Genomic DNA, 16,823 nt, shown 5'->3' on the forward strand with positions numbered 1-16,823 from the left:
AATAGGGTAGCCAGATGAATGGCACCTGCATAGGCTGGGAATCGGGTGAAAGGAGCACATCATGAAGAAAATCCTCATGGTACTAACCAGCGTTTCCGAGATTGGCGACACGGGAGAAAAAACCGGATACAACGTAGCTGAGGCCGCGCATCCATGGAAAGTGTTTAGAGACTCCGGGCATTTCGTAGACTTTGCCTCGATCAAGGGTGGACAGCCTCCCCAGGATACGGTGGACACCGAGGACCCAATTCAAGTGGCATTCACGCAGAATGAGGCTACGCGGGCGGGCCTTTACAACACGGCTCGGGTTGAAGTGGTGGATCCCGAGCAGTATGACGGCGTTTACCTGGTCGGTGGCCATGGCACCATGTGGGACTTCCCCGAGAATGAAGGGCTGCAAAAGCTTGTAGCCAGCGTCTACGACGCCGGGGGACTGGTGGGCGCCGTTTGCCACGGTTCTGCAGGATTGCTCGACGTCGAATTGAAAAATGGCTTCCGCCTGGTCGAGGGAAGAACCGTCGCGGCATTCACCAACGAAGAAGAGATCGCAGTCGGCAAGGACAAGATCGTTCCGTTCCTCCTAGTCGACAAGCTGGTCGAGCAAGGGGCAACCCATGAAGCGGCCGAGAACTTCGAAGAAAAAGTTGTCGTCGATGAACGTCTTGTCACCGGCCAGAATCCGGCCTCTGCCGCTGGTGTCGCCAAGGAGATGGAGAAGCTCTTTGCGCAAGTGATTCAGCAGGAGAAGGCCGCCGAGGAACATGATGCCCAAGACGTCCGGGCCGATCATGATGCCAAAAAGTCGGCGTCACGCAAGGATCATGGCGAACAAAAGCATCACTAAACCAGATAAGAATCAGCACGAAAACAGTGGCGGCCCGTTTCCTCGGTAAAGGAAACGGGCCGCCACTGTTTTCAGATATTAGCGCGGAGGCTTAACCGAAGTACTTCTCCATGGTGCCTTCGTGCGCGGTACGCAGGTCTTCGACGGACACGGTGAATTCACCCTGTACCTCCAAGGCCTTCGATTCCGCATCTACGATGCCCAGGCGGGCCACGGTCACACCGCGGGCGCTGGTCATGTCGTTGAAGCGAACCTCTTCGCTACGCGGAACCGCAACCAATGCGCGGGACTGCGACTCGGAGAACAGTGCGGTGAACGAATCCAGACCGTCACGCTTCTTGATGTCGTCCAGAGCCACACGGGCACCAACGCCGTAGCGCAGAACCATTTCGGACAGCGCGGCCGCAAGGCCGCCCTCGGAAAGGTCATGTGCCGCGTCGACCATGCCGTCGCGGCTGGCATTGATCAGGATCGAGCCGAGTTCCTTCTCAACCTCCAGATCAACCTTCGGAGGCAAACCGCCGAGGTGTCCGCGCAGGTTGGCGAATTCGGAACCGTCCAGCTCGTCAAAGGTCTCGCCGATCAGGTAGATCGCCTGGCCGTCGGCCTCTTCGCGCCAGCCCGATGGGGTGCGGCGTGCCACGTCGTCCAGCTTGCCCAGAGTCGCAACCACCGGGGTTGGGTGGATCGCGGTGGTACCGGTCTGGTTGTACAGCGATACGTTGCCGCCGGTCACCGGAACTCCGAGCACCTTGCAGGCGTCGGACAGCCCGCGGATACCTTCGGCCAGCTGCCACATGACATCCGGATCCTCGGGGGAGCCGTAGTTCAGGCAGTCCGAGACCGCCGCAGGGATCGCACCGGAGGTGGCGACGTTGCGGTAGGACTCGGCCAGCGCGAGCTGGGCACCCAGGTAAGGGTCCAGGTAGGTGTAGCGGCCGTTGGCATCGGTAGCGATGGCAACGCCAAGCCCGGTTTTCTCGTCGATGCGGACCACGCCTGCATCATCCGGGGAAGCCAGCGCGGTGTTGCCACCGACGTAGCGGTCGTACTGGCGGGTGATCCAGGACTTGTCGCACATATTCGGGCTGGCGATCAGCTCGAGCAGGGCAGCCTTCAGTTCCTCACCGGTGGCTGGCAGGTTCGCCCCGGCCTCCGAAGCCTTGAAGGTATCTGCCTGCAGGGCGTCCTGCCAGGTGGGGCGGGCATACGGACGGTCGTAGACCGGGCCGTCGTGGGCGACGGTCTTCGGATCCACGTCCACGATGACTTCGCCATCCCAGGTGATGATCAAGCGGTTGGTGTCGGTGACCTCGCCGAGCCAGGAGTACTCCACGGAGTACTTGGCCATGACGGCTTCGAAAGCCGCGACGTTCTCGGGGGTGACCACTGCCATCATGCGTTCCTGGGACTCCGACATCAGGATTTCGCCTGGGGTCAGGGTCGGGTCGCGCAGCAGCACATCGGTGAGCTCGACACGCATGCCGCCCTCGCCGTTGGAAGCGAGCTCGCTGGTAGCACAGGAGATGCCTGCCGCACCCAGGTCCTGGATGCCCTCGACCAGCGAGGCCTTGAACAGTTCCAGGCAGCACTCGATGAGCACCTTCTCAGCGAACGGGTCGCCGACCTGCACCGCTGGGCGCTTGGATGGCTTGGTGTCGTCGAATGACTCCGAGGCCAGCACCGAAGCGCCGCCGATGCCGTCGCCGCCGGTGCGCGCGCCGAAGAGCACGACCTTGTTGCCCACGCCCGAGGCGTTGGCCAGGCGCAGATCCTCGTGGCGCAATGCGCCCACTGCCAAGGCGTTGACCAGCGGGTTGCCCTGGTAGATCGGGTCGAATACGGTTTCGCCGCCGATATTCGGCAGACCCAGCGAGTTGCCGTAGCTGCCGATGCCGGATACCACGCCGTGCACCACGCGCTGGCTATCGGGGTGGTCGATCGCGCCGAAACGCAATGGATCCATCACGGCGATCGGGCGGGCGCCCATGGAGATGATGTCGCGCACGATGCCGCCGATGCCGGTGGCCGCACCCTGGTGCGGTTCGACGAAGGAAGGCGAGTTGTGCGATTCGATCTTGAAGGTCACGGCCCAGCCGTCGCCCAGGTCGGTGACGCCGGCGTTTTCGCCGATGCCGACCATCAGGTCCTTCTTCATCTCTTCGGTGACTTTTTCACCGAACTGGCGCAGGTGGTTCTTGGTGGACTTGTACGAGCAGTGCTCGGACCACATCACCGAGTACATGGCCAGTTCGGCCGCGGTTGGGCGGCGGCCCAGAATCTTGACGATTTCCGCGAACTCGTTGTCCTTCAGACCCAGTTCGGCCCACGGCAGTTCCACATTCGGGGTACCTGCCGCGTTATCGACGGTGTCGATATTGAATTCCTTGGTGACTTCTTGGCTCACTTCTTGCCTCCAACGAGGTGGGTCAAAACACTGGTGAAGAACGTCAAACCGTCGGTGCCGCGGTGATCAGGACCGAAACCGGCTTCGATGGCGTGCTCCGGGTGAGGCATGAGGCCCACCACGTTGCCCGCAGCGTTGGAGATGCCGGCAATTGAGCGGCGCGAGCCGTTCGGGTTCCAGCCCACGTAGCTGAACGCCACGCGGTTCTCCGCCTCAAGCATGTCCAGGGTCTTTTCGTCGGCCACATACTGGCCGTCCTGGTTCTTCAGCACAATGGTGATTTCCTGGCCCAGCTCGTAACCATTGGTCCACGCGGTCTGGTTGTTCTCCACGCGCAGCAGCTGATCGCGGCAGAGGAACTTCAGGTGGTCGTTCTTGATCATCGAACCGGGCAGCAGGTGCGACTCGGTGAGGATCTGGAAACCGTTGCAGATGCCCAGCACGGGCAGCTTCGCAGCGGAGTTCGCGGCGTCGACGATCTTGGTCATCATCGGCGCGAAACGGGAGATCGCGCCGGCGCGCAGGTAGTCGCCGTAGGAGAAGCCGCCGGGGATCACCACGGCGTCGACATCCTGCAGTTCGGTGTCGGCGTGCCACAGGGACACCGCTTCGGCACCGGCTGCGCGCACCGCACGAGCGGCGTCGCGGTCATCGAGGGTGCCCGGGAAGGTCACCACGCCGATGCGCGCTCCGGAAAGTTCGGAAGTTGGCGTTGAATAATCGCCAATCAAAGGAAGTTCGGTGCTCATTAGTCTTCTACTACCTCGACGTTGACAACGTCTTCGATGACCGGGTTCGACAGCAGGGTCTCCGCCGCTTCTCGCGCCTGGGCGAGGATTTCTTCGGTCACCTCGCCGTTGACGGTGAGTTCAAAGCGCTTGCCCTGGCGGACAGCTTCGAAGGAGGTGAAGCCTAGGCGGGGAAGTGCTCCCGCAATGGCCTTGCCCTGAGGGTCAAGGATTTCTGGCTTGAGCATGACATCTACAACGATGCGGGGCATCCGGCATATCTCCTGTTGGCGAGGTTAAGTTAAATGCCACACGGAGTTGCCGTCTCACACCAAGGGGATATGGCGCTCCGCGAGCTTGCTTAACAAGTCTACCGGGTATGTGACGCGCAAAACGCAGGGGTGTGTGCAACTAACTGTTTAGCGGCGAATAAGTCCTGTGATATTCGGCTCGTGGGCTGGGTCACCGGAGCATGCAAGTAAGCTGGATATGTGCAAAACTCCAAGGAAACCAGCTGTCCCTGCCGTGAACTAGACGCAACGCAGCGCAGTTATGCGCAATGCTGCCAGGCCTTTCATGACGGACGCGGCAACCTGATGACGCTCCCTGACACGGCCGAAGAGCTGATGCGCTCGCGCTATAGCGCCTTTGTCTTGGGTTTGCGCCGGTACCTTCTTGATACCTGGCATGAGACCTCCAGGCCCAATGATCTTGAGCTGGACTCCCAAATGCGCTGGTTGGGTCTGGAAATACATGCAACCCGCGCAGGCGGTGCCACCGCGACACGTGGTGTTGTGGAATTCGAGGCGCACTACAGCATCGGCCAAAACCGGGGCAGCCAGCGAGAAGTCAGTTCATTCGTGCGAGAAAACGGCGCCTGGTTCTACGTCGACGCCCTGTAACGGAGACCGCCGCGCTTATTTGCTTGAGCTGCGCAGCGCCGCAAGCATCTGCGGCAGGTTGCGCTTCTCGGCAAGTTCGAAGGCATTGGACCCGGACGGATCGGTCAGGTGAGGATTCGCTCCGGCGGCCAACAGCAGGCGAGCGATGGATAGTGAACTATTCGATCCCTGCCCTAAAGAGATGGTTACATGCAGGGCGCTCCAGCCAAGGTCATTGACCTTGTCCAAAGGGATATCGTGCTGCAGCAGAACACGCACCGATTCGACCTGTCCGGCTTCGCTGGCTACAAATAATGCGCTGCTACCCAGCCGGTCGACGCTGTTGACGTCGGCGCCGCGGGCAAGAGCAGAACGCAGCACTTCCTCGAGTCCAAGGGAGCTGGCTCGCAGGAACGGTGATTCCTGAGACTTGTTTTTTGAGTTCGGATTAGCGCCAGCCGTCAGCAGCATCTTGGCAACCTGTTGATCGCGATTGAGTACCGCACGCATCAGCGGGGTGTTTCCCCGAGCGTCTTTGGCTTCCAGCTCGGCGCCATCCTTCAAGGATTTACGCACCGACTTGATATTGCTTTCCGCAACGGCGGCAAATAGGGCAGCTGTGGAGGTCGAGTGTATCGGGCCGCTTTGTGTCAACGGTTTGATGCTTGCAGATCCGGAGGTGGCTGCACTGGACAACGGAGCGACGCTTTTTTGGGAAGCAGTGGGGCTCGTCTTCGGTTTGGCGCTTGCGCTTGCACTTGCGGCGGGATTGGTCGCCATTTTGGTGCTGGAACTAGCGGCAGCAGAAGGCGTGCTCGGCGCGTTGGAGGGTGCAGCTGCCGGGCTTTGCACGGGCAGATTCGCCGAGCTGCTGGAAGAGATGGCCGACGGGACCGGGTCCGCTTGGGGGGCTGAGGAAGCGCAACTGCTGCAGGCTCCAATTACGGCTGCCAAGGGGAGAGCTAGCATTGCGTAGCCACGTAGTTGCGTGGAATGCGCGTGTCGAAGTGCCATCTTTCCTTTCAAGGATCCGAAGTTTTCCGGTACCGGTGAAGTTCTTGCCGAATGTCGATCTGCTAGTGAGCATATCGGGGAAAGCTGAAAATTTGCGGTCAATAACCGCCGAAATCGCTTTGCGCCCCACGCTCAGGCTTCTTCGCTAAAATTGGAGTCACCATGGAATGCCTTTACTTCTCTGCCGGACGTTGCCGTTCATGCACCCAAATGCCGGTGCCATACGTTGACCAGCTCCAGGCCAAAGCCGACCACTGCGCCACCGCGCTCGCGCAGTTCCCAGAACTGCAATTTTTGCCGCCGCAGGCCAGCTCTGAATCGGGCTTCCGCAACAAGGCGAAAATGGTGATCTCCGGAACCACCGAGAATCCCACCATCGGAATCCTTGACGCCGACGGCCACGGTGTAGACCTGCGCAACTGCGGGGTATGCGCTCCGGAGTTGCGCGCGCTGTTCCCGGTGATCGAGCGTTTCATCAAGGAATTGAAGCTCATCCCTTATGACGTGCCTAAGGGCAAAGGACAGCTGAAGCATGTCATCCTCACTCTTTCGGACACCGGAGCGGTGATGGTGCGTTGGGTGCTGCGCACCAAGAAGCACTTCGTGGCCCTGCGTGATTCGCTGCCTCAATTCCTCGAGCTGCTGCCGCGCTATAGCGTGGTTTCGGTGAATTTCCTGCCCGAGCACAAGGCGGTTTTGGAGGGTGAAGAAGAAATCATCCTCACCCGCCGCACCACCTTGGAATTCGGCCTGAATGGGGTGCCGATGCACCTGCGCCCGCAGGGTTTCTTCCAGACGAACACCGAGATCGCCGCCGCGCTGTACCGCCAGGCACGCCAGTGGATCACCGATGCTAATCCTGCCAGCCTCTGGGATCTCTACAGCGGGGTAGGCGGCTTCGCACTGCACTGCGCCGAAGGCGGGCGTCGGGTGCAGGGTATCGAAACCAGCACGGAGGCGGTGGCCGCGGCGCAGGTCACGGTGGAGGAGATGGGCCTGGAGAACACAACGTTCACCGCCATGGATGCCACCGAATTTGCGCTCGCTGCCGAGCAAGCGCCGGAGGCTGTCATCGTCAATCCGCCGCGTCGGGGAATCACAGCAGACCTGGCACAGTGGCTCAACGATTCGACCGTGCAGCATGTGGTGTATTCCAGCTGCAACTCGGTTTCCTTGGCTCGGGATCTTGCATGGCTAGACAAGTTCACCGCGAAGCAGGCTCGTGTCATGGACATGTTCCCGCAGACTAATCACTACGAGGTGATTGTGCGTCTGGAACGCACCGCAGCCTAAACGCGCATAAAACTCAAAAGGTGGCCGGAACCATTAACAAGTTCCGGCCACCTTTTGCGTGCTAGCGGTCCAGGGTCGCGGTTCGCATATCCAGGCGCTGCATAATTTCATCAACCATATGCGGGTCAACCCCGGGCTCGCGTCTGGCTCGCAGCAACTCGTCGCGGGCCGCCGCCAGCGCCGTGGACTGAATCGCATCTGCCTTGGTGATCACCGCACGCAGCTGGGTGTACTTCTCATCGGTGATCGCGTCATGCGTATCCGGATCGGTCAACAAGATGTTGTGCAGGTCGTGCATGCGGCGGGTGACCACATGACGATAGTTCTCCGGCAGCTGCTGCAGCTCGAGATTTTTCTTCAGAGTCTGCACCGCCACTTCTTCGGCTCGGCGAGCGAGCGCGCGACGGGCTTTTTTGGTGGCCTGGTCGTTGCCGCGCAGCTTGAGCGCTCGCATCAGCATTGGCAGGGTCAGCCCCGGGACCACCAAGGTGGCGAGCAGGACGGAGCACGCGGCGACCACCACGAAGTTTCTTCCCTCGATGGGATCGCCTTCGGCCGTGAACTTCGGCAGGGCCAAGGCGAGCGCAAGGGTGGCAAGACCGCGCATGCCGCACCAGGTGAGCACCAGCGAATCCTTGGCTGCAGATACCTTTTCCATCCCGCGCCGGGCGCTTGGAAGATAGTAGGTGCCGAACATCCAGAACGTTCGAACCAGGATCACTACGGCACAGATTGCAAGGATGCCGGGAATGAAACCGAGCAGGTTGCTGCCCTCTTCCTGGATGACCGAGTTCATCTCCAGACCCATGAGGCCAAAGGCCAGGCCGGTGGCCAGCATTTCGAGCACTTCCCAGAAGGCGTGCCGGGTCAAGCGTTCTTGCGAGTCCTGCGGACGGTCGCGACGTCCCAGCTCCAAGGCCAGCACCACTACCGCGACCACGCCAGAGGCATGGACTTCCTCGGCCAGCATGTAGACGGCATAGGGTGCCACCAAGGTTGCCGCGCAACGCGCGGCCAAATTAGGCACGAAACGGTTCAGCCAACCAACAATCCACGCCATGGCGATGCCCACGACGATGGCCACGCCCGCACCGATCAAGAATTTCGGAATGAGGTCCAAGCCGACCTCGGTGCCGTTCAACGTGGCGGTGACCGCAAGCTGGAAGAGAACGATGGCCATCGCGTCATTAAACAGCCCCTCGGTCTCCAGTAGGGAGGTGAGCCGGCGCGGCATCTTCACCTTCGTCGCAATCGCATCGACCGCTACCGGGTCCGGCGGAGCGACGATGGCGCCGAGGGCAATCGCCAGAGGAACCGATAACAACGGTGCGAAGGCCAGCGAGGTCGCCGCCACTGCGCCGGCGGTCACTACGATCAGTATCACCGCAAGGCGGATCAGTGCTTTCCAGCGCAGCCGGAACACCGACCAGGAGCTGCGTTGAGCGGTCGCAAAGAGCAACGGCGGCAGGAAGATAGGGAGGATCAGCGCTGGATCGATATGCAGTTCAGGCATGAACGGCAGGAAGCCGGCCAGTGTGGCAAGGATCAGCATCAAGATTGGATAGGGGAGCTTGATTCGCTCACCCAGCCCGACAATCAAGATAGTGGCGAATAACAGCGCGATGATCAGCAGGAAGAACTCCATAGTCTTCCTATTCTAGTCGCTGGAGCTATCCGCACTGGCATCTAGAGGGGATCTAACGAGTTATTTCATGCCCTCGCCCAGTAGTGGTGCCAACGCATCCCATTCGCTAATTGCACAACCATTATGACGGTCAAAGGTCGTATCGACCTGTTGCCCACGAAATTTTCCGCTGACCGTTGCAGTTGCCGGACCACCATAAATTTCGGTGCAAACTTGTTGTGGTGAGCGCTGCGGAGTGAGCGTTTCGGGGTTTTCGGCCAATAACGCACAAGCGGCGTTCGACTCGGGTAGCGTACTTGAACCCGTCGCTTGGCTTCCGCTGCAAGAAAGATGATATTCGCTATCGACGGACTTCCCTTCGAAGCTGATGCTGATTTTGAGATCAGCGCCAGCGCCAACCGGGGAGGTGCCCGCGGTGGGAGCCGAACTGGCGCAACCAGCAAGCAGGAGTCCGGCCAGTAGCGGAGCTACGAAAGCCAGTCCCGTGTGCACCTTCTGATGCTTCAGTCGTCCCATGAATCAATTGTGCTTCTCTTCTAGCCCAACATGCTAGCGTTCCGAGGCAATTGGCAGGCTGAGTACCACCTGCAATAGTTTCAACCGCAGCGTCTCCGCACGCTGAGCGAACTCCTTTTGCAGTCGCACATATTGCGCCTTGCCTTCGGGAGTCTCGATTCGGATCGGCTCCTGGCCCCAATCCCCAAGGTCGTAGGGGGAAGCTTGCATGTCCATGGTGCGGATATCCCAGGCCAGTTCGAAGCAGTCCATGACCAGATCGCTGGGAATCGCCGGGCTCAACTTATACGCCCATTTATACAGGTCCATATTTCCATGCAGGCAGCCGGGCTGTTCAAGGTCGCGCTGTGATTCACGGGTTGGCTGCAACTCGTTGAGCGGCACCGCCTCCGGAGTGTAAAAACGAAAGGCATCAAAATGCGTGCAACGGATCTTGTGGTTTTCTACGACCTCGTCCGTGCCCGTGGCGCCGAGACGAAGCGGCAAATATTCGTGGCGTATCCCGTTGTCCTCGGACTTGTAGACCATCGCCCATTCGTGCAAGCCGAAGCAGGAGAAGTTGGCCGGCTGCTGTGCCGTATTACGCAGCAAGATGCGGGCGAATTCGATGACCCGGGCCCGTGACTCAGAAAACTTTTCAATATCGAGTTCTACGCCCGGCCCTGCCGGGGTTTCCACGCTGCGGTAGAACTTCCAATCTGCACGTTCTTGGGCCTGCTCGCCGAGCAGCACCACGCCAACACCCGGGTGCCAGCGGTAGAGCTGTCCAGGTTTCTGCGTGTAGTAGGTGAAAAGGAAATCCTCGATGGGATGTTTGGCCCCGGTCATCCTGCGCTGCACAAATGGTTCGCCAAAAGCCCGGGCGCGAACCTCATGCGCGGCGGCACGTTGCGTCCAGTGAGGGGCTTCCAAAGCTGTGGCGGTTAGGGGCATACTTCTAATTATTCAATTCATGGGCCGGTGAAACCAGTTTGGTACGCCAACTCACACATCCTGCACAGGAGTACACCATGGAAAACTTCCCTCCCTGGGAACCGCCAATGGACGGCACCGAGGAAGCGCACCTGCTCGGCATGCTCGACCGGTTGCGCACCACCTTCAGATACAAGGCTGACGGCCTGGACATCGAGCAGCTGGCGGCGAAGCTGCCCAGCAGCGAGCTAAGCATCGGTGGACTGCTGCAGCATCTGGCGGCGGTCGAAGATGAAAAATTTACCTACCTGATCGCCCGCGGACGCCCGGAGATCTTGCTCGAGCTCACCGCCGAGGGGCGCGACCAGTTCGCGGTGAATCCCGAAGAGAACCCGGAAGCGCTTTATGCGCGCTACGACAAGGCAGTGTTAAAGAGCAGGGAGGTTCAGGCTCAGGTAGTTGCCGCGGGTGGACTCGATGCGCCCTCAGCCTTGGAATACGAGGGAAAGCACGCGAGCGTACGAAGGCTAATCTGCGATGTGATCGAGGAATACGGTCGGCATGCCGGGCATGCCGACCTGCTGCGCGAGGCGATCGACGGCCGAGTGGGCGAGGACCCACCCTTTGAATACCGTCCACCTTGGTACGCGTGATTTTAGGTTTCGGCTAAGCAAGCTTGAATGGCGAGATAGTTTGAAGGAAAAGGGGACAGCGCCGAATCGGCGTTGCTCATTGGTGTGACGGTTGGGCAGTGTCATTGGCGATAATTCATCACTGCTTTACTTTCCAGTCAGCCGGATTTGTTGCTAATGCAAGGGTGAACCGAAACGGTATTTGGTTTCATTACCCAAGGCAAAACTAAAAGAGCGACCTGCCTAGGCGGGTTCTCACCCCCAAGTGGACACGAAGTGCCCGTGATACACAGAAAAGCCTTTGCAGCCCCCACTGGAGCTGCAAAGGCTTTTCATCTCTCCAAGCAATGAAAAACGAAGCGTTATCCGCTTAGGAGAGCTAGATCTGCGGGAACAGTGCAAGAGGGTTATAGCTGCTTTTTGACGTCCTTGGCGGCGTCTTTTACATGCTCCGTGAACTGCTTGGCCTTGGATGCTGCCTGATCTTTGAGCCCTTCGGCCTGTAGGTCTTTATTATTCGTGGCTTCGCCAATGTTCTCTTTGGCCTTGCCTGATACTTCCTGAGCTTTGTTCTTGATCTTGTCTCCGAGAGCCATGATGGTTCCTTTCGATTGGGCGATTGTGAGAAATTATGCGGTCAGGGTCGTCTTGTTGGTAGGCCCTGATTTCTTTGGCCGAAAATCAATGCTGACGTGCTTTTGCGCGAACTGAGTCCCGAGTGCTTGTTCCATCTGCGGGATCAGGATCTCTCGAATCAGGTTCATTCCATCCAACGGCAGGGCTTCGACGCGCAAGGTGTATCGGGCATAGAGCACCGGGTTTTGAGCGCTTCCGCTGATGCGGATCTCTGCGCTGCTAATCTCCGGGGACTTTTCGGCCGCATCTTGGGCTGCGTGGGATATGGTTCCTGAATCAATGCGACTCACACCGTTGCCAGTGTCGGACCGGTAGATGAAAGTACGCTTGCCCGGCTTTTGCGGAAGAGTCGACAAAATGACCAACACGGCCAGAACTGAGATCAGCGCAAATATCGCGGCCGCATACATGGCCAGCTCTGGCATTTGAACAGGAAGGGAATCACGCAACCGGGGCTGAAGCAGTCCGTTTGAGGTGTTTGCAGCCCAGCTCGTCCAGGCAACCGCGCCGCCGCCGGCAAGCAGCAGAAGGCCGAGTAGTGCAAGGACGGTTCGTTGCCGGAGACCATTTGGTTTCCACAAATCTACTGCCCTCCTCGAGTGTTGGTTTTGGTGCTGACGCTGATGCCCTGCACTAGCGGGATAGAGACCAAAGCATCCTGGACGTTCTTCTGTACTGACTTTGAAATAACACTTGCTTCATGCACCGGTGTGGAGACGCTGATTTGCATCTTTTTGCCACGGAGCACTGGCGAGGCACTATCCACTCCATCAGTGCGTTGCGCTTCATGCCGTGCGAGATGGGCAAGTCCGCGGTTCTCGATCACCCATTCTTCGAGCGTGTCTGTCGAATCCCAGTTCAGCAACGCTGTCCTGCGCTTACCCGGGATCAATGCGGCAATCAAGAGGAAGAGACCTAGGATTGCCACGCCAATCGCGCCACCCAGCACTGCGGTGTCAGCCCAGGCGGCGTCTTTAACTGAATTCAGAAGGCCTGCGGCCCAGCTAGGCCACGTGCCACTGGCCAATCGGATCAGGGACACCACCAGAAAAGTCGCCGAGATGCCAAGCACCACGAGAGCAGCGATCAACAAGGCTGCAGTTCGGGCACTGCGGACATGCCAAAACCTTCTCATTGTAAGAACCTCTCCTTGGACGTGAGCGATTGTGCTTGCAGCCATGCAATATCGATATCAACTTGGACTGAAGAGACCCCCAGATACTCTATGAGCTCATCAATCACTTGTTGGCGTATCGCATCACAGGTTTGCCGCAGATTCAGTGGATAGCGGATCCCTACCTTTAGATCCACTGCTACGGTGTTCCCCAGCACTTCAGTCGTAGCGTGGGGCATTCCCTCGATTCGTCGGGGCTTACCAAGGTGCAGTAGCCCTCCAGAGCTTGACCCGACCCCCGGGATCTTGGAGGCGGCTTTAGCGGCAATCTTCGCGTAGACCTGGGCGTCCACGGTTGTTGTCCCGTGAGACATTTTTTCAGCGGTCATCAGGTTCACCTCCGACGGCTAATGAACACACGCTCCCAGTCGACGCGGGTCTGCAGGAACCAGCCGACCGCACCGCCGATGATCACGAAGAATGCTACGACTATGAATTGGGTGAATGAGCCGAATGCGATGAGCAGTCCGGCCACTAGCCCTATGGCCAGTCCCCACCTGAGCTGATTCATGGGTGTTCCTTTCGTTGGTCACCGACTGTGGTTTGGACTACTTTAAGTCTTCGCGGGGTTCGACGTCGTCGTCATCGTCCTCTGGCAGGTGAACGTCGGTGACATCGATGTTCACCTCAATGACCTGCAACCCGGTAGCGCGCTCCACCTGGGAGACGATGTTCGAGCGAATATCGCTAGACACCTCGACAATGGAGTAGCCGTAGGAGACGACGATGGAAACGTCGATCGCAGTCTGCTGTTCGCCCTTTTCCACGCTCACTCCGCCGGAGGTGTTTGCCGAGGCTCCCGGGATGCGTTCTGCCAGCGAGTTGAAAGTGCGCCGGGCTGCATTGCCCATCGCGTAAACACCTGGCACTTCGCGAGCTGCGATGCTGGCAATTTTCTGAACTACGCGGTCTTCGATGGTTGTTTTGCCCAGCTCGGTGTGAAGCGGACCAGTGAGCTGATCTTCGTGGGCATTTTGGTTTTCTTGACGCTTGGCCTTGTGTGCCAGTTCCTCGCCGGTTGGCTTGATGATCTGGTCGTTCGACTGTGGCTGTGCCATGTTCTTCGCTCCTATATCGAGGAAAATTTTCGCTTACACTCATACAGACGAGGTCCGTACTTATATCCTCACACATAATTTAAGTGATCTAAGTCACACTAGGGGGGTTGTGTGGACGCATTAGAGCTATTGGTCATCGTCGGCCAATCCCGAGAAGGTGACCAGCAGGCCTTCGGCGTGCTGGTTGCCGAGCTGACTCCGGGACTCAGAAGGTACTGCCGCTCCTTTTTCGAGAATTGGCAGGACACGGACGACGCGGTTCAGGAGGTATGGATCAAAGCTTGGAAGAGCATGCACGCGCTCAAGCAAAACGGTGCATTCAAAACCTGGCTGTATAGGATGGCGAGGCATGCTTGCTTGGACATGGTCCGTTCCCCCCAAAGCCGAATCCAGGCTTTCGATACCGAGGAATTCGCCGAGAATCCAACTCCTGAGCACCTTGCGCCGGAGTATCTGGCTGTACAGCGAAGCGAGGTTGAAAGGGCCTGGGAAATTGTGTCCAAGCTCCCCTCGACCTTGAGGCAGGCCTTTGTCCTGGTTAGCCTCGAGGAGCTGACATATGAGCAGGCAGCCAATATCGCCAACACGTCAGAATCCACTATTCGCGGCCGGGTCGCCCGGGCCCGCAAAGCAATCATTGAGGCGGTGTCATGAAAATTCTCCCCTGCGGACGTACCACTGACCACTTACTCCACAAGCTCGATGATGCACCAGACCTGCATGAGATTGAATGCAGATGGTGTCATCAAGAACGCCGCCGACTCAAAGACCAGACGAGCAGTATCTTGGAGCAGATCAGGGGTGAGAATCCTCCAGCTGAGACCTCTGAAGTGGCGCGCAATGTCCTCAGCAGGATTTCCAAGCTGCGGCCTATGCAGCGAATGTGGGATGCTGCCTCGAGAGAAACGGGAGCGGTCACGCGCATCTCCACGAGTGAACTCATCGGCCGGATCAGAAAGCAATTCGCCCGTTCCCTAAATGCGCAATTGAACTACACTGAGGTCAAAACCACGGATGCGAAAATACCCCACGTTGACTGGCTGGTTCGGTGCACCGTTAGCATGCTCACCGAAGCTACCGTCCAGCAGATCGAACAGGAAATTCTGGAATATGTGCAGACCGGACTAGGGACCGAGCTGCTCGTCGAACACTTAACGGTGGAGATCACGGTTGAGGACATCCACGGACAAGTCCTCGGCTACTCCCAAATCGGCGATTAGAGCCAAGCGCCAAGCGAGTTAGTACGAGCAGGGGGACTGCGAGGGCCAGCAACCAAGTGGACGGTTACCAGAATTTATCTACACTGACGCCGAAGATCGCGGAGCTAAACCAACCGTCCAACACAGCTGCAGCGACTCCCAGCACAAGTGCCGCCAGCTATTCACCATACTATTTCCCGGGCAAGAGGGCACAAGCCTTTGCCCAAACCTCACAATGTGCGGAGAGAACGCATAAAGTCTTTTTACGGCTGGATATAATCTATGTTATTGGCCTAAAGCCAGCCAGAGTAAAAGTGGTTGCGAAAACTCCTTTCAACCGCTGATCTGAAGGTCAGTAATGGTAGCTAGCTTGCAGAATTGTCACGGTGCGGTCATCGGCGATATAGACCAGCCGATTTGCTTCGTCGATGCGGCGCGACCAGACGCCCGCTAGGGCATGCTTCAGCGGTTCGGGTTTGCCGGTGCATTCAAACGGATCATCGAGCAGCACATATTCGATGAGCGTACTGATGCGCTTAGGGGTCTCGCAGTCTTGAGTTTGCCAATAGTGGTAATCTTCCCAGCCCGCGGCAGGCCAGATAAGTAATCTGTCGCTCACAGATCAACAAGTCCGCGCTCCACTGCCTGGCCATCACGTACCGCTTCGAGAGCAGAGAGCAGGCGCGTCGCATTCCTAGGTGAGCGCAGAAGGTAGCTCGTTTCAACGAGTGAATCGTACTTATCTTTCGACATGAGCACCGCAGATCCACACTTGGACATGATCTCCACTTCGGTGTGATCAAGATTCACTCGCTCAATGAGGCCAAACAGGTCACGACGCGCTTTGCTGGTTGCGATTGCCATACCGCCTCCTAGCGGTACTAGACGTGGTACCACTGAATGGATGGTTCCGCTCGGTTGCCGATTGCCAGACGCGTTCAAACCTTCTAGTTTTTGTCCAACGTGCTTAGCGTGCCTGGGTATCCATAGCAGGAGGACTTTTCGGACCTACTATAATCTTGAATTCAAAAGCTTGGCCGCAGTTCCCTGTACTTGGTAGTTCCCACAATCCCCGTTCTTTGGTTGTTGGCACCAGGCTTGCATCCGATCTTGACCAATTGGTGGCCAGGCTCCTACTGGGAAAGCCTGGCGCACGAGTCGAAGCGTGCGCGTTAGGTGAAAATATCAGTCAATGCATGCCTACGCTTCAGCTTCGTGTGAATTTATTGATACTATTCCGTATTTTCCTTACGTTCTTTCTTTGCGTAGTATTTCTTTTTTGTGCTCTCCCTAGCCTGATTTTTAATTCGTTCTACATCCTCAGCGAAGTGCTCTTTTGACATAGTTTTAAACTCATTGAACATCTCCTGATCTTTCTCAGGAGTCGGGCCGGGAACCCAGCTCTTTGTGAGGATTATTTTTACCGCATTAAGCACTGCGACAATGGCGGTGATTAATTTTGCAGGAACCATGTCTTTGGTGATTCCGAAGGTCGCAACAAAGGTAATTAGCAAGGAAGCTGAGAATGGCAGGAGGACATATGCAAGTCCTCCTGGCTGAGTTCGGTTGCGCTGAATGACGATCGGGCGCTCAATGACAGCGCTCACGATTTCTGCGATGAGGTAGGAAAAGACGAGGGTAGCCGCCAAATGCCCAAGGCTGGCATCCGGTTTGGAGACCAAGGTGAGTAGCCAAGCGAATACGAAGGCTAGTGCGCCTTTTGCTGCCCCTGTTGTCAGGTGGCCACCAATTGACTGGCCGAGCGATGGGAACCTAATGTCTTCTGCTACCATACTTCACCCTACCTTTGCGCACCTACCTCGAACCAAGCCGCGACAACCACGTTGAGTCCAAGAGCTGCCTTCATCGGTTCAGCAGCTTCTG

At 57.9% G+C, this 16,823-nt stretch carries 23 protein-coding genes; 7 read left to right on the forward strand and 16 right to left on the reverse strand.

From position 1 onward, the window contains the following. Window positions 1-61: 61 nt before the first annotated feature. Window positions 62-844 carry a type 1 glutamine amidotransferase domain-containing protein gene (locus LG294_RS01540; protein ID WP_404288865.1) on the forward strand — a complete coding sequence of 261 codons (783 nt, stop codon included), beginning with the start codon at window positions 62-64 and terminating at the stop codon, window positions 842-844. 91 nt (window positions 845-935) lie between these two features. Here the strand turns inward: LG294_RS01540 and purL are convergent, their stop codons facing one another. The 3 genes from purL to purS are packed head-to-tail and all read right to left on the reverse strand — an operon-like array spanning window position 936 to window position 4,251. After that, a complete protein-coding gene (gene purL / locus LG294_RS01545; RefSeq protein ID WP_404288866.1) occupies window positions 936-3,251 on the reverse strand; it encodes a phosphoribosylformylglycinamidine synthase subunit PurL in 2,316 nt (771 codons plus the stop codon). Further along, entirely contained in the window at window positions 3,248-4,000 is a 753-nt protein-coding gene (purQ, locus tag LG294_RS01550) for a phosphoribosylformylglycinamidine synthase subunit PurQ (RefSeq protein ID WP_404288868.1), read from the reverse strand. Before purQ ends, purL begins: the two co-directional genes overlap by 4 nt. Continuing rightward, window positions 4,000-4,251 (reverse strand): phosphoribosylformylglycinamidine synthase subunit PurS, encoded by a 252-nt coding sequence (gene purS / locus LG294_RS01555; RefSeq protein ID WP_096285640.1) that lies wholly within the window; start codon window positions 4,249-4,251, stop codon window positions 4,000-4,002. Before purS ends, purQ begins: the two co-directional genes overlap by 1 nt. 219 nt (window positions 4,252-4,470) lie before the next feature. Here purS and LG294_RS01560 point away from each other — a divergent pair, with 219 nt between their 5' ends. Then, a complete protein-coding gene (locus LG294_RS01560) occupies window positions 4,471-4,881 on the forward strand; it encodes a YchJ family protein (protein WP_404288871.1) in 411 nt (136 codons plus the stop codon). A gap of 15 nt (window positions 4,882-4,896) precedes the next feature. On the opposite strand, the gene LG294_RS01565 is transcribed toward LG294_RS01560, so the two are convergent. After that, window positions 4,897-5,640 (reverse strand): ankyrin repeat domain-containing protein, encoded by a 744-nt coding sequence (locus tag LG294_RS01565; protein WP_404288873.1) that lies wholly within the window; start codon window positions 5,638-5,640, stop codon window positions 4,897-4,899. On the opposite strand from LG294_RS01565, the gene LG294_RS01570 reads away from it, so the two are divergent. Then, window positions 5,522-5,836, forward strand: coding sequence for a hypothetical protein (locus LG294_RS01570; RefSeq protein ID WP_404291842.1), 315 nt, complete (start codon window positions 5,522-5,524; stop codon window positions 5,834-5,836). The two genes, LG294_RS01565 and LG294_RS01570, sit on opposite strands and share 119 nt — an antisense overlap. Before the next feature lie 200 nt (window positions 5,837-6,036). Beyond that, entirely contained in the window at window positions 6,037-7,167 is a 1,131-nt protein-coding gene (locus tag LG294_RS01575) for a methyltransferase domain-containing protein (protein WP_404288875.1), read from the forward strand. A 61-nt stretch (window positions 7,168-7,228) separates the two neighbouring features. Here LG294_RS01575 and LG294_RS01580 read toward each other — a convergent pair whose 3' ends face one another. The 3 genes from LG294_RS01580 to LG294_RS01590 are packed head-to-tail and all read right to left on the reverse strand — an operon-like array spanning window position 7,229 to window position 10,261. Continuing rightward, the gene (locus tag LG294_RS01580; protein ID WP_404288877.1) at window positions 7,229-8,812 is read right to left on the reverse strand and encodes a cation:proton antiporter; all 1,584 of its coding nucleotides are present in this window, start codon (window positions 8,810-8,812) and stop codon (window positions 7,229-7,231) included. 60 nt (window positions 8,813-8,872) lie between these two features. Further along, entirely contained in the window at window positions 8,873-9,328 is a 456-nt protein-coding gene (locus LG294_RS01585) for a serine protease inhibitor (protein WP_404288879.1), read from the reverse strand. 33 nt (window positions 9,329-9,361) lie between these two features. Next, complete coding sequence (locus LG294_RS01590) at window positions 9,362-10,261, reverse strand: 3-methyladenine DNA glycosylase (RefSeq protein WP_404288881.1); 900 nt, start codon at window positions 10,259-10,261, stop codon at window positions 9,362-9,364. 77 nt (window positions 10,262-10,338) lie between these two features. Here LG294_RS01590 and LG294_RS01595 point away from each other — a divergent pair, with 77 nt between their 5' ends. After that, window positions 10,339-10,893 (forward strand): DinB family protein, encoded by a 555-nt coding sequence (locus LG294_RS01595; RefSeq protein WP_404288883.1) that lies wholly within the window; start codon window positions 10,339-10,341, stop codon window positions 10,891-10,893. Between the two features lie 386 nt (window positions 10,894-11,279). On the opposite strand, the gene LG294_RS01600 is transcribed toward LG294_RS01595, so the two are convergent. From LG294_RS01600 to LG294_RS01625, 6 genes are read right to left on the reverse strand one after another with little or no spacing between them, the layout of a single operon-like run. Beyond that, entirely contained in the window at window positions 11,280-11,468 is a 189-nt protein-coding gene (locus tag LG294_RS01600; RefSeq protein ID WP_404288885.1) for a CsbD family protein, read from the reverse strand. 33 nt (window positions 11,469-11,501) lie between these two features. Then, the gene (locus LG294_RS01605) at window positions 11,502-12,089 is read right to left on the reverse strand and encodes a hypothetical protein (RefSeq protein ID WP_404288887.1); all 588 of its coding nucleotides are present in this window, start codon (window positions 12,087-12,089) and stop codon (window positions 11,502-11,504) included. A 2-nt stretch (window positions 12,090-12,091) separates the two neighbouring features. Next, entirely contained in the window at window positions 12,092-12,643 is a 552-nt protein-coding gene (locus LG294_RS01610; RefSeq protein ID WP_404288889.1) for a DUF6286 domain-containing protein, read from the reverse strand. Then, entirely contained in the window at window positions 12,640-13,011 is a 372-nt protein-coding gene (locus LG294_RS01615) for an Asp23/Gls24 family envelope stress response protein (protein WP_404288891.1), read from the reverse strand. Before LG294_RS01615 ends, LG294_RS01610 begins: the two co-directional genes overlap by 4 nt. Window positions 13,012-13,016: 5 nt before the next feature. Continuing rightward, window positions 13,017-13,193 carry a hypothetical protein gene (locus tag LG294_RS01620; RefSeq protein WP_404288893.1) on the reverse strand — a complete coding sequence of 59 codons (177 nt, stop codon included), beginning with the start codon at window positions 13,191-13,193 and terminating at the stop codon, window positions 13,017-13,019. Between the two features lie 37 nt (window positions 13,194-13,230). Then, window positions 13,231-13,740 (reverse strand): Asp23/Gls24 family envelope stress response protein, encoded by a 510-nt coding sequence (locus LG294_RS01625; RefSeq protein WP_404288895.1) that lies wholly within the window; start codon window positions 13,738-13,740, stop codon window positions 13,231-13,233. 111 nt (window positions 13,741-13,851) lie between these two features. Between LG294_RS01625 and LG294_RS01630 the strand changes: the two genes are divergently transcribed. Both LG294_RS01630 and LG294_RS01635 read left to right on the forward strand, forming a co-directional pair. After that, entirely contained in the window at window positions 13,852-14,394 is a 543-nt protein-coding gene (locus LG294_RS01630; RefSeq protein WP_404288897.1) for an RNA polymerase sigma factor, read from the forward strand. A 218-nt stretch (window positions 14,395-14,612) separates the two neighbouring features. Then, a complete protein-coding gene (locus tag LG294_RS01635; RefSeq protein WP_404288899.1) occupies window positions 14,613-14,960 on the forward strand; it encodes a hypothetical protein in 348 nt (115 codons plus the stop codon). Window positions 14,961-15,291: 331 nt separating this feature from the next. Here the strand turns inward: LG294_RS01635 and LG294_RS01640 are convergent, their stop codons facing one another. The 3 genes from LG294_RS01640 to LG294_RS01650 form a co-directional block, all read right to left on the reverse strand. Next, window positions 15,292-15,558, reverse strand: a complete 267-nt coding sequence (locus LG294_RS01640; RefSeq protein ID WP_404288901.1) for a Txe/YoeB family addiction module toxin — start codon at window positions 15,556-15,558, stop codon at window positions 15,292-15,294. Next, window positions 15,555-15,803, reverse strand: a complete 249-nt coding sequence (locus LG294_RS01645; protein WP_404288903.1) for a type II toxin-antitoxin system Phd/YefM family antitoxin — start codon at window positions 15,801-15,803, stop codon at window positions 15,555-15,557. Before LG294_RS01645 ends, LG294_RS01640 begins: the two co-directional genes overlap by 4 nt. A 368-nt stretch (window positions 15,804-16,171) precedes the next feature. Continuing rightward, window positions 16,172-16,732 (reverse strand): hypothetical protein, encoded by a 561-nt coding sequence (locus tag LG294_RS01650; RefSeq protein ID WP_404288905.1) that lies wholly within the window; start codon window positions 16,730-16,732, stop codon window positions 16,172-16,174. Between the last annotated feature and the right edge of the window lie 91 nt (window positions 16,733-16,823).

It is taken from the genome of Glutamicibacter arilaitensis, assembly GCF_044793945.1.
Taxonomy (GTDB): domain Bacteria; phylum Actinomycetota; class Actinomycetes; order Actinomycetales; family Micrococcaceae; genus Glutamicibacter; species Glutamicibacter arilaitensis_B.

Excerpts from the sequence above, each read along its gene's own strand:
- LG294_RS01595 (WP_404288883.1), top strand. The coding sequence starts at position 10,339 with ATGGAAAACTTCCCTCCCTGGGAACCGCCAATGGACGGCACCGAGGAA.
- LG294_RS01585 (WP_404288879.1), bottom strand. The coding sequence starts at position 9,328 with ATGGGACGACTGAAGCATCAGAAGGTGCACACGGGACTGGCTTTCGTA.
- LG294_RS01625 (WP_404288895.1), bottom strand. The coding sequence starts at position 13,740 with ATGGCACAGCCACAGTCGAACGACCAGATCATCAAGCCAACCGGCGAG.
- LG294_RS01610 (WP_404288889.1), bottom strand. The coding sequence starts at position 12,643 with ATGAGAAGGTTTTGGCATGTCCGCAGTGCCCGAACTGCAGCCTTGTTG.
- LG294_RS01600 (WP_404288885.1), bottom strand. The coding sequence starts at position 11,468 with ATGGCTCTCGGAGACAAGATCAAGAACAAAGCTCAGGAAGTATCAGGC.
- LG294_RS01575 (WP_404288875.1), top strand. The coding sequence starts at position 6,037 with ATGGAATGCCTTTACTTCTCTGCCGGACGTTGCCGTTCATGCACCCAA.
- purQ (WP_404288868.1), bottom strand. The coding sequence starts at position 4,000 with ATGAGCACCGAACTTCCTTTGATTGGCGATTATTCAACGCCAACTTCC.
- LG294_RS01645 (WP_404288903.1), bottom strand. The coding sequence starts at position 15,803 with ATGGCAATCGCAACCAGCAAAGCGCGTCGTGACCTGTTTGGCCTCATT.
- LG294_RS01570 (WP_404291842.1), top strand. The coding sequence starts at position 5,522 with ATGCTTGCAGATCCGGAGGTGGCTGCACTGGACAACGGAGCGACGCTT.
- LG294_RS01650 (WP_404288905.1), bottom strand. The coding sequence starts at position 16,732 with ATGGTAGCAGAAGACATTAGGTTCCCATCGCTCGGCCAGTCAATTGGT.
- LG294_RS01565 (WP_404288873.1), bottom strand. The coding sequence starts at position 5,640 with ATGGCGACCAATCCCGCCGCAAGTGCAAGCGCAAGCGCCAAACCGAAG.
- LG294_RS01620 (WP_404288893.1), bottom strand. The coding sequence starts at position 13,193 with ATGAATCAGCTCAGGTGGGGACTGGCCATAGGGCTAGTGGCCGGACTG.
- LG294_RS01590 (WP_404288881.1), bottom strand. The coding sequence starts at position 10,261 with ATGCCCCTAACCGCCACAGCTTTGGAAGCCCCTCACTGGACGCAACGT.
- purS (WP_096285640.1), bottom strand. The coding sequence starts at position 4,251 with ATGCCCCGCATCGTTGTAGATGTCATGCTCAAGCCAGAAATCCTTGAC.
- LG294_RS01615 (WP_404288891.1), bottom strand. The coding sequence starts at position 13,011 with ATGACCGCTGAAAAAATGTCTCACGGGACAACAACCGTGGACGCCCAG.
- LG294_RS01580 (WP_404288877.1), bottom strand. The coding sequence starts at position 8,812 with ATGGAGTTCTTCCTGCTGATCATCGCGCTGTTATTCGCCACTATCTTG.
- LG294_RS01540 (WP_404288865.1), top strand. The coding sequence starts at position 62 with ATGAAGAAAATCCTCATGGTACTAACCAGCGTTTCCGAGATTGGCGAC.
- LG294_RS01635 (WP_404288899.1), top strand. The coding sequence starts at position 14,613 with ATGCAGCGAATGTGGGATGCTGCCTCGAGAGAAACGGGAGCGGTCACG.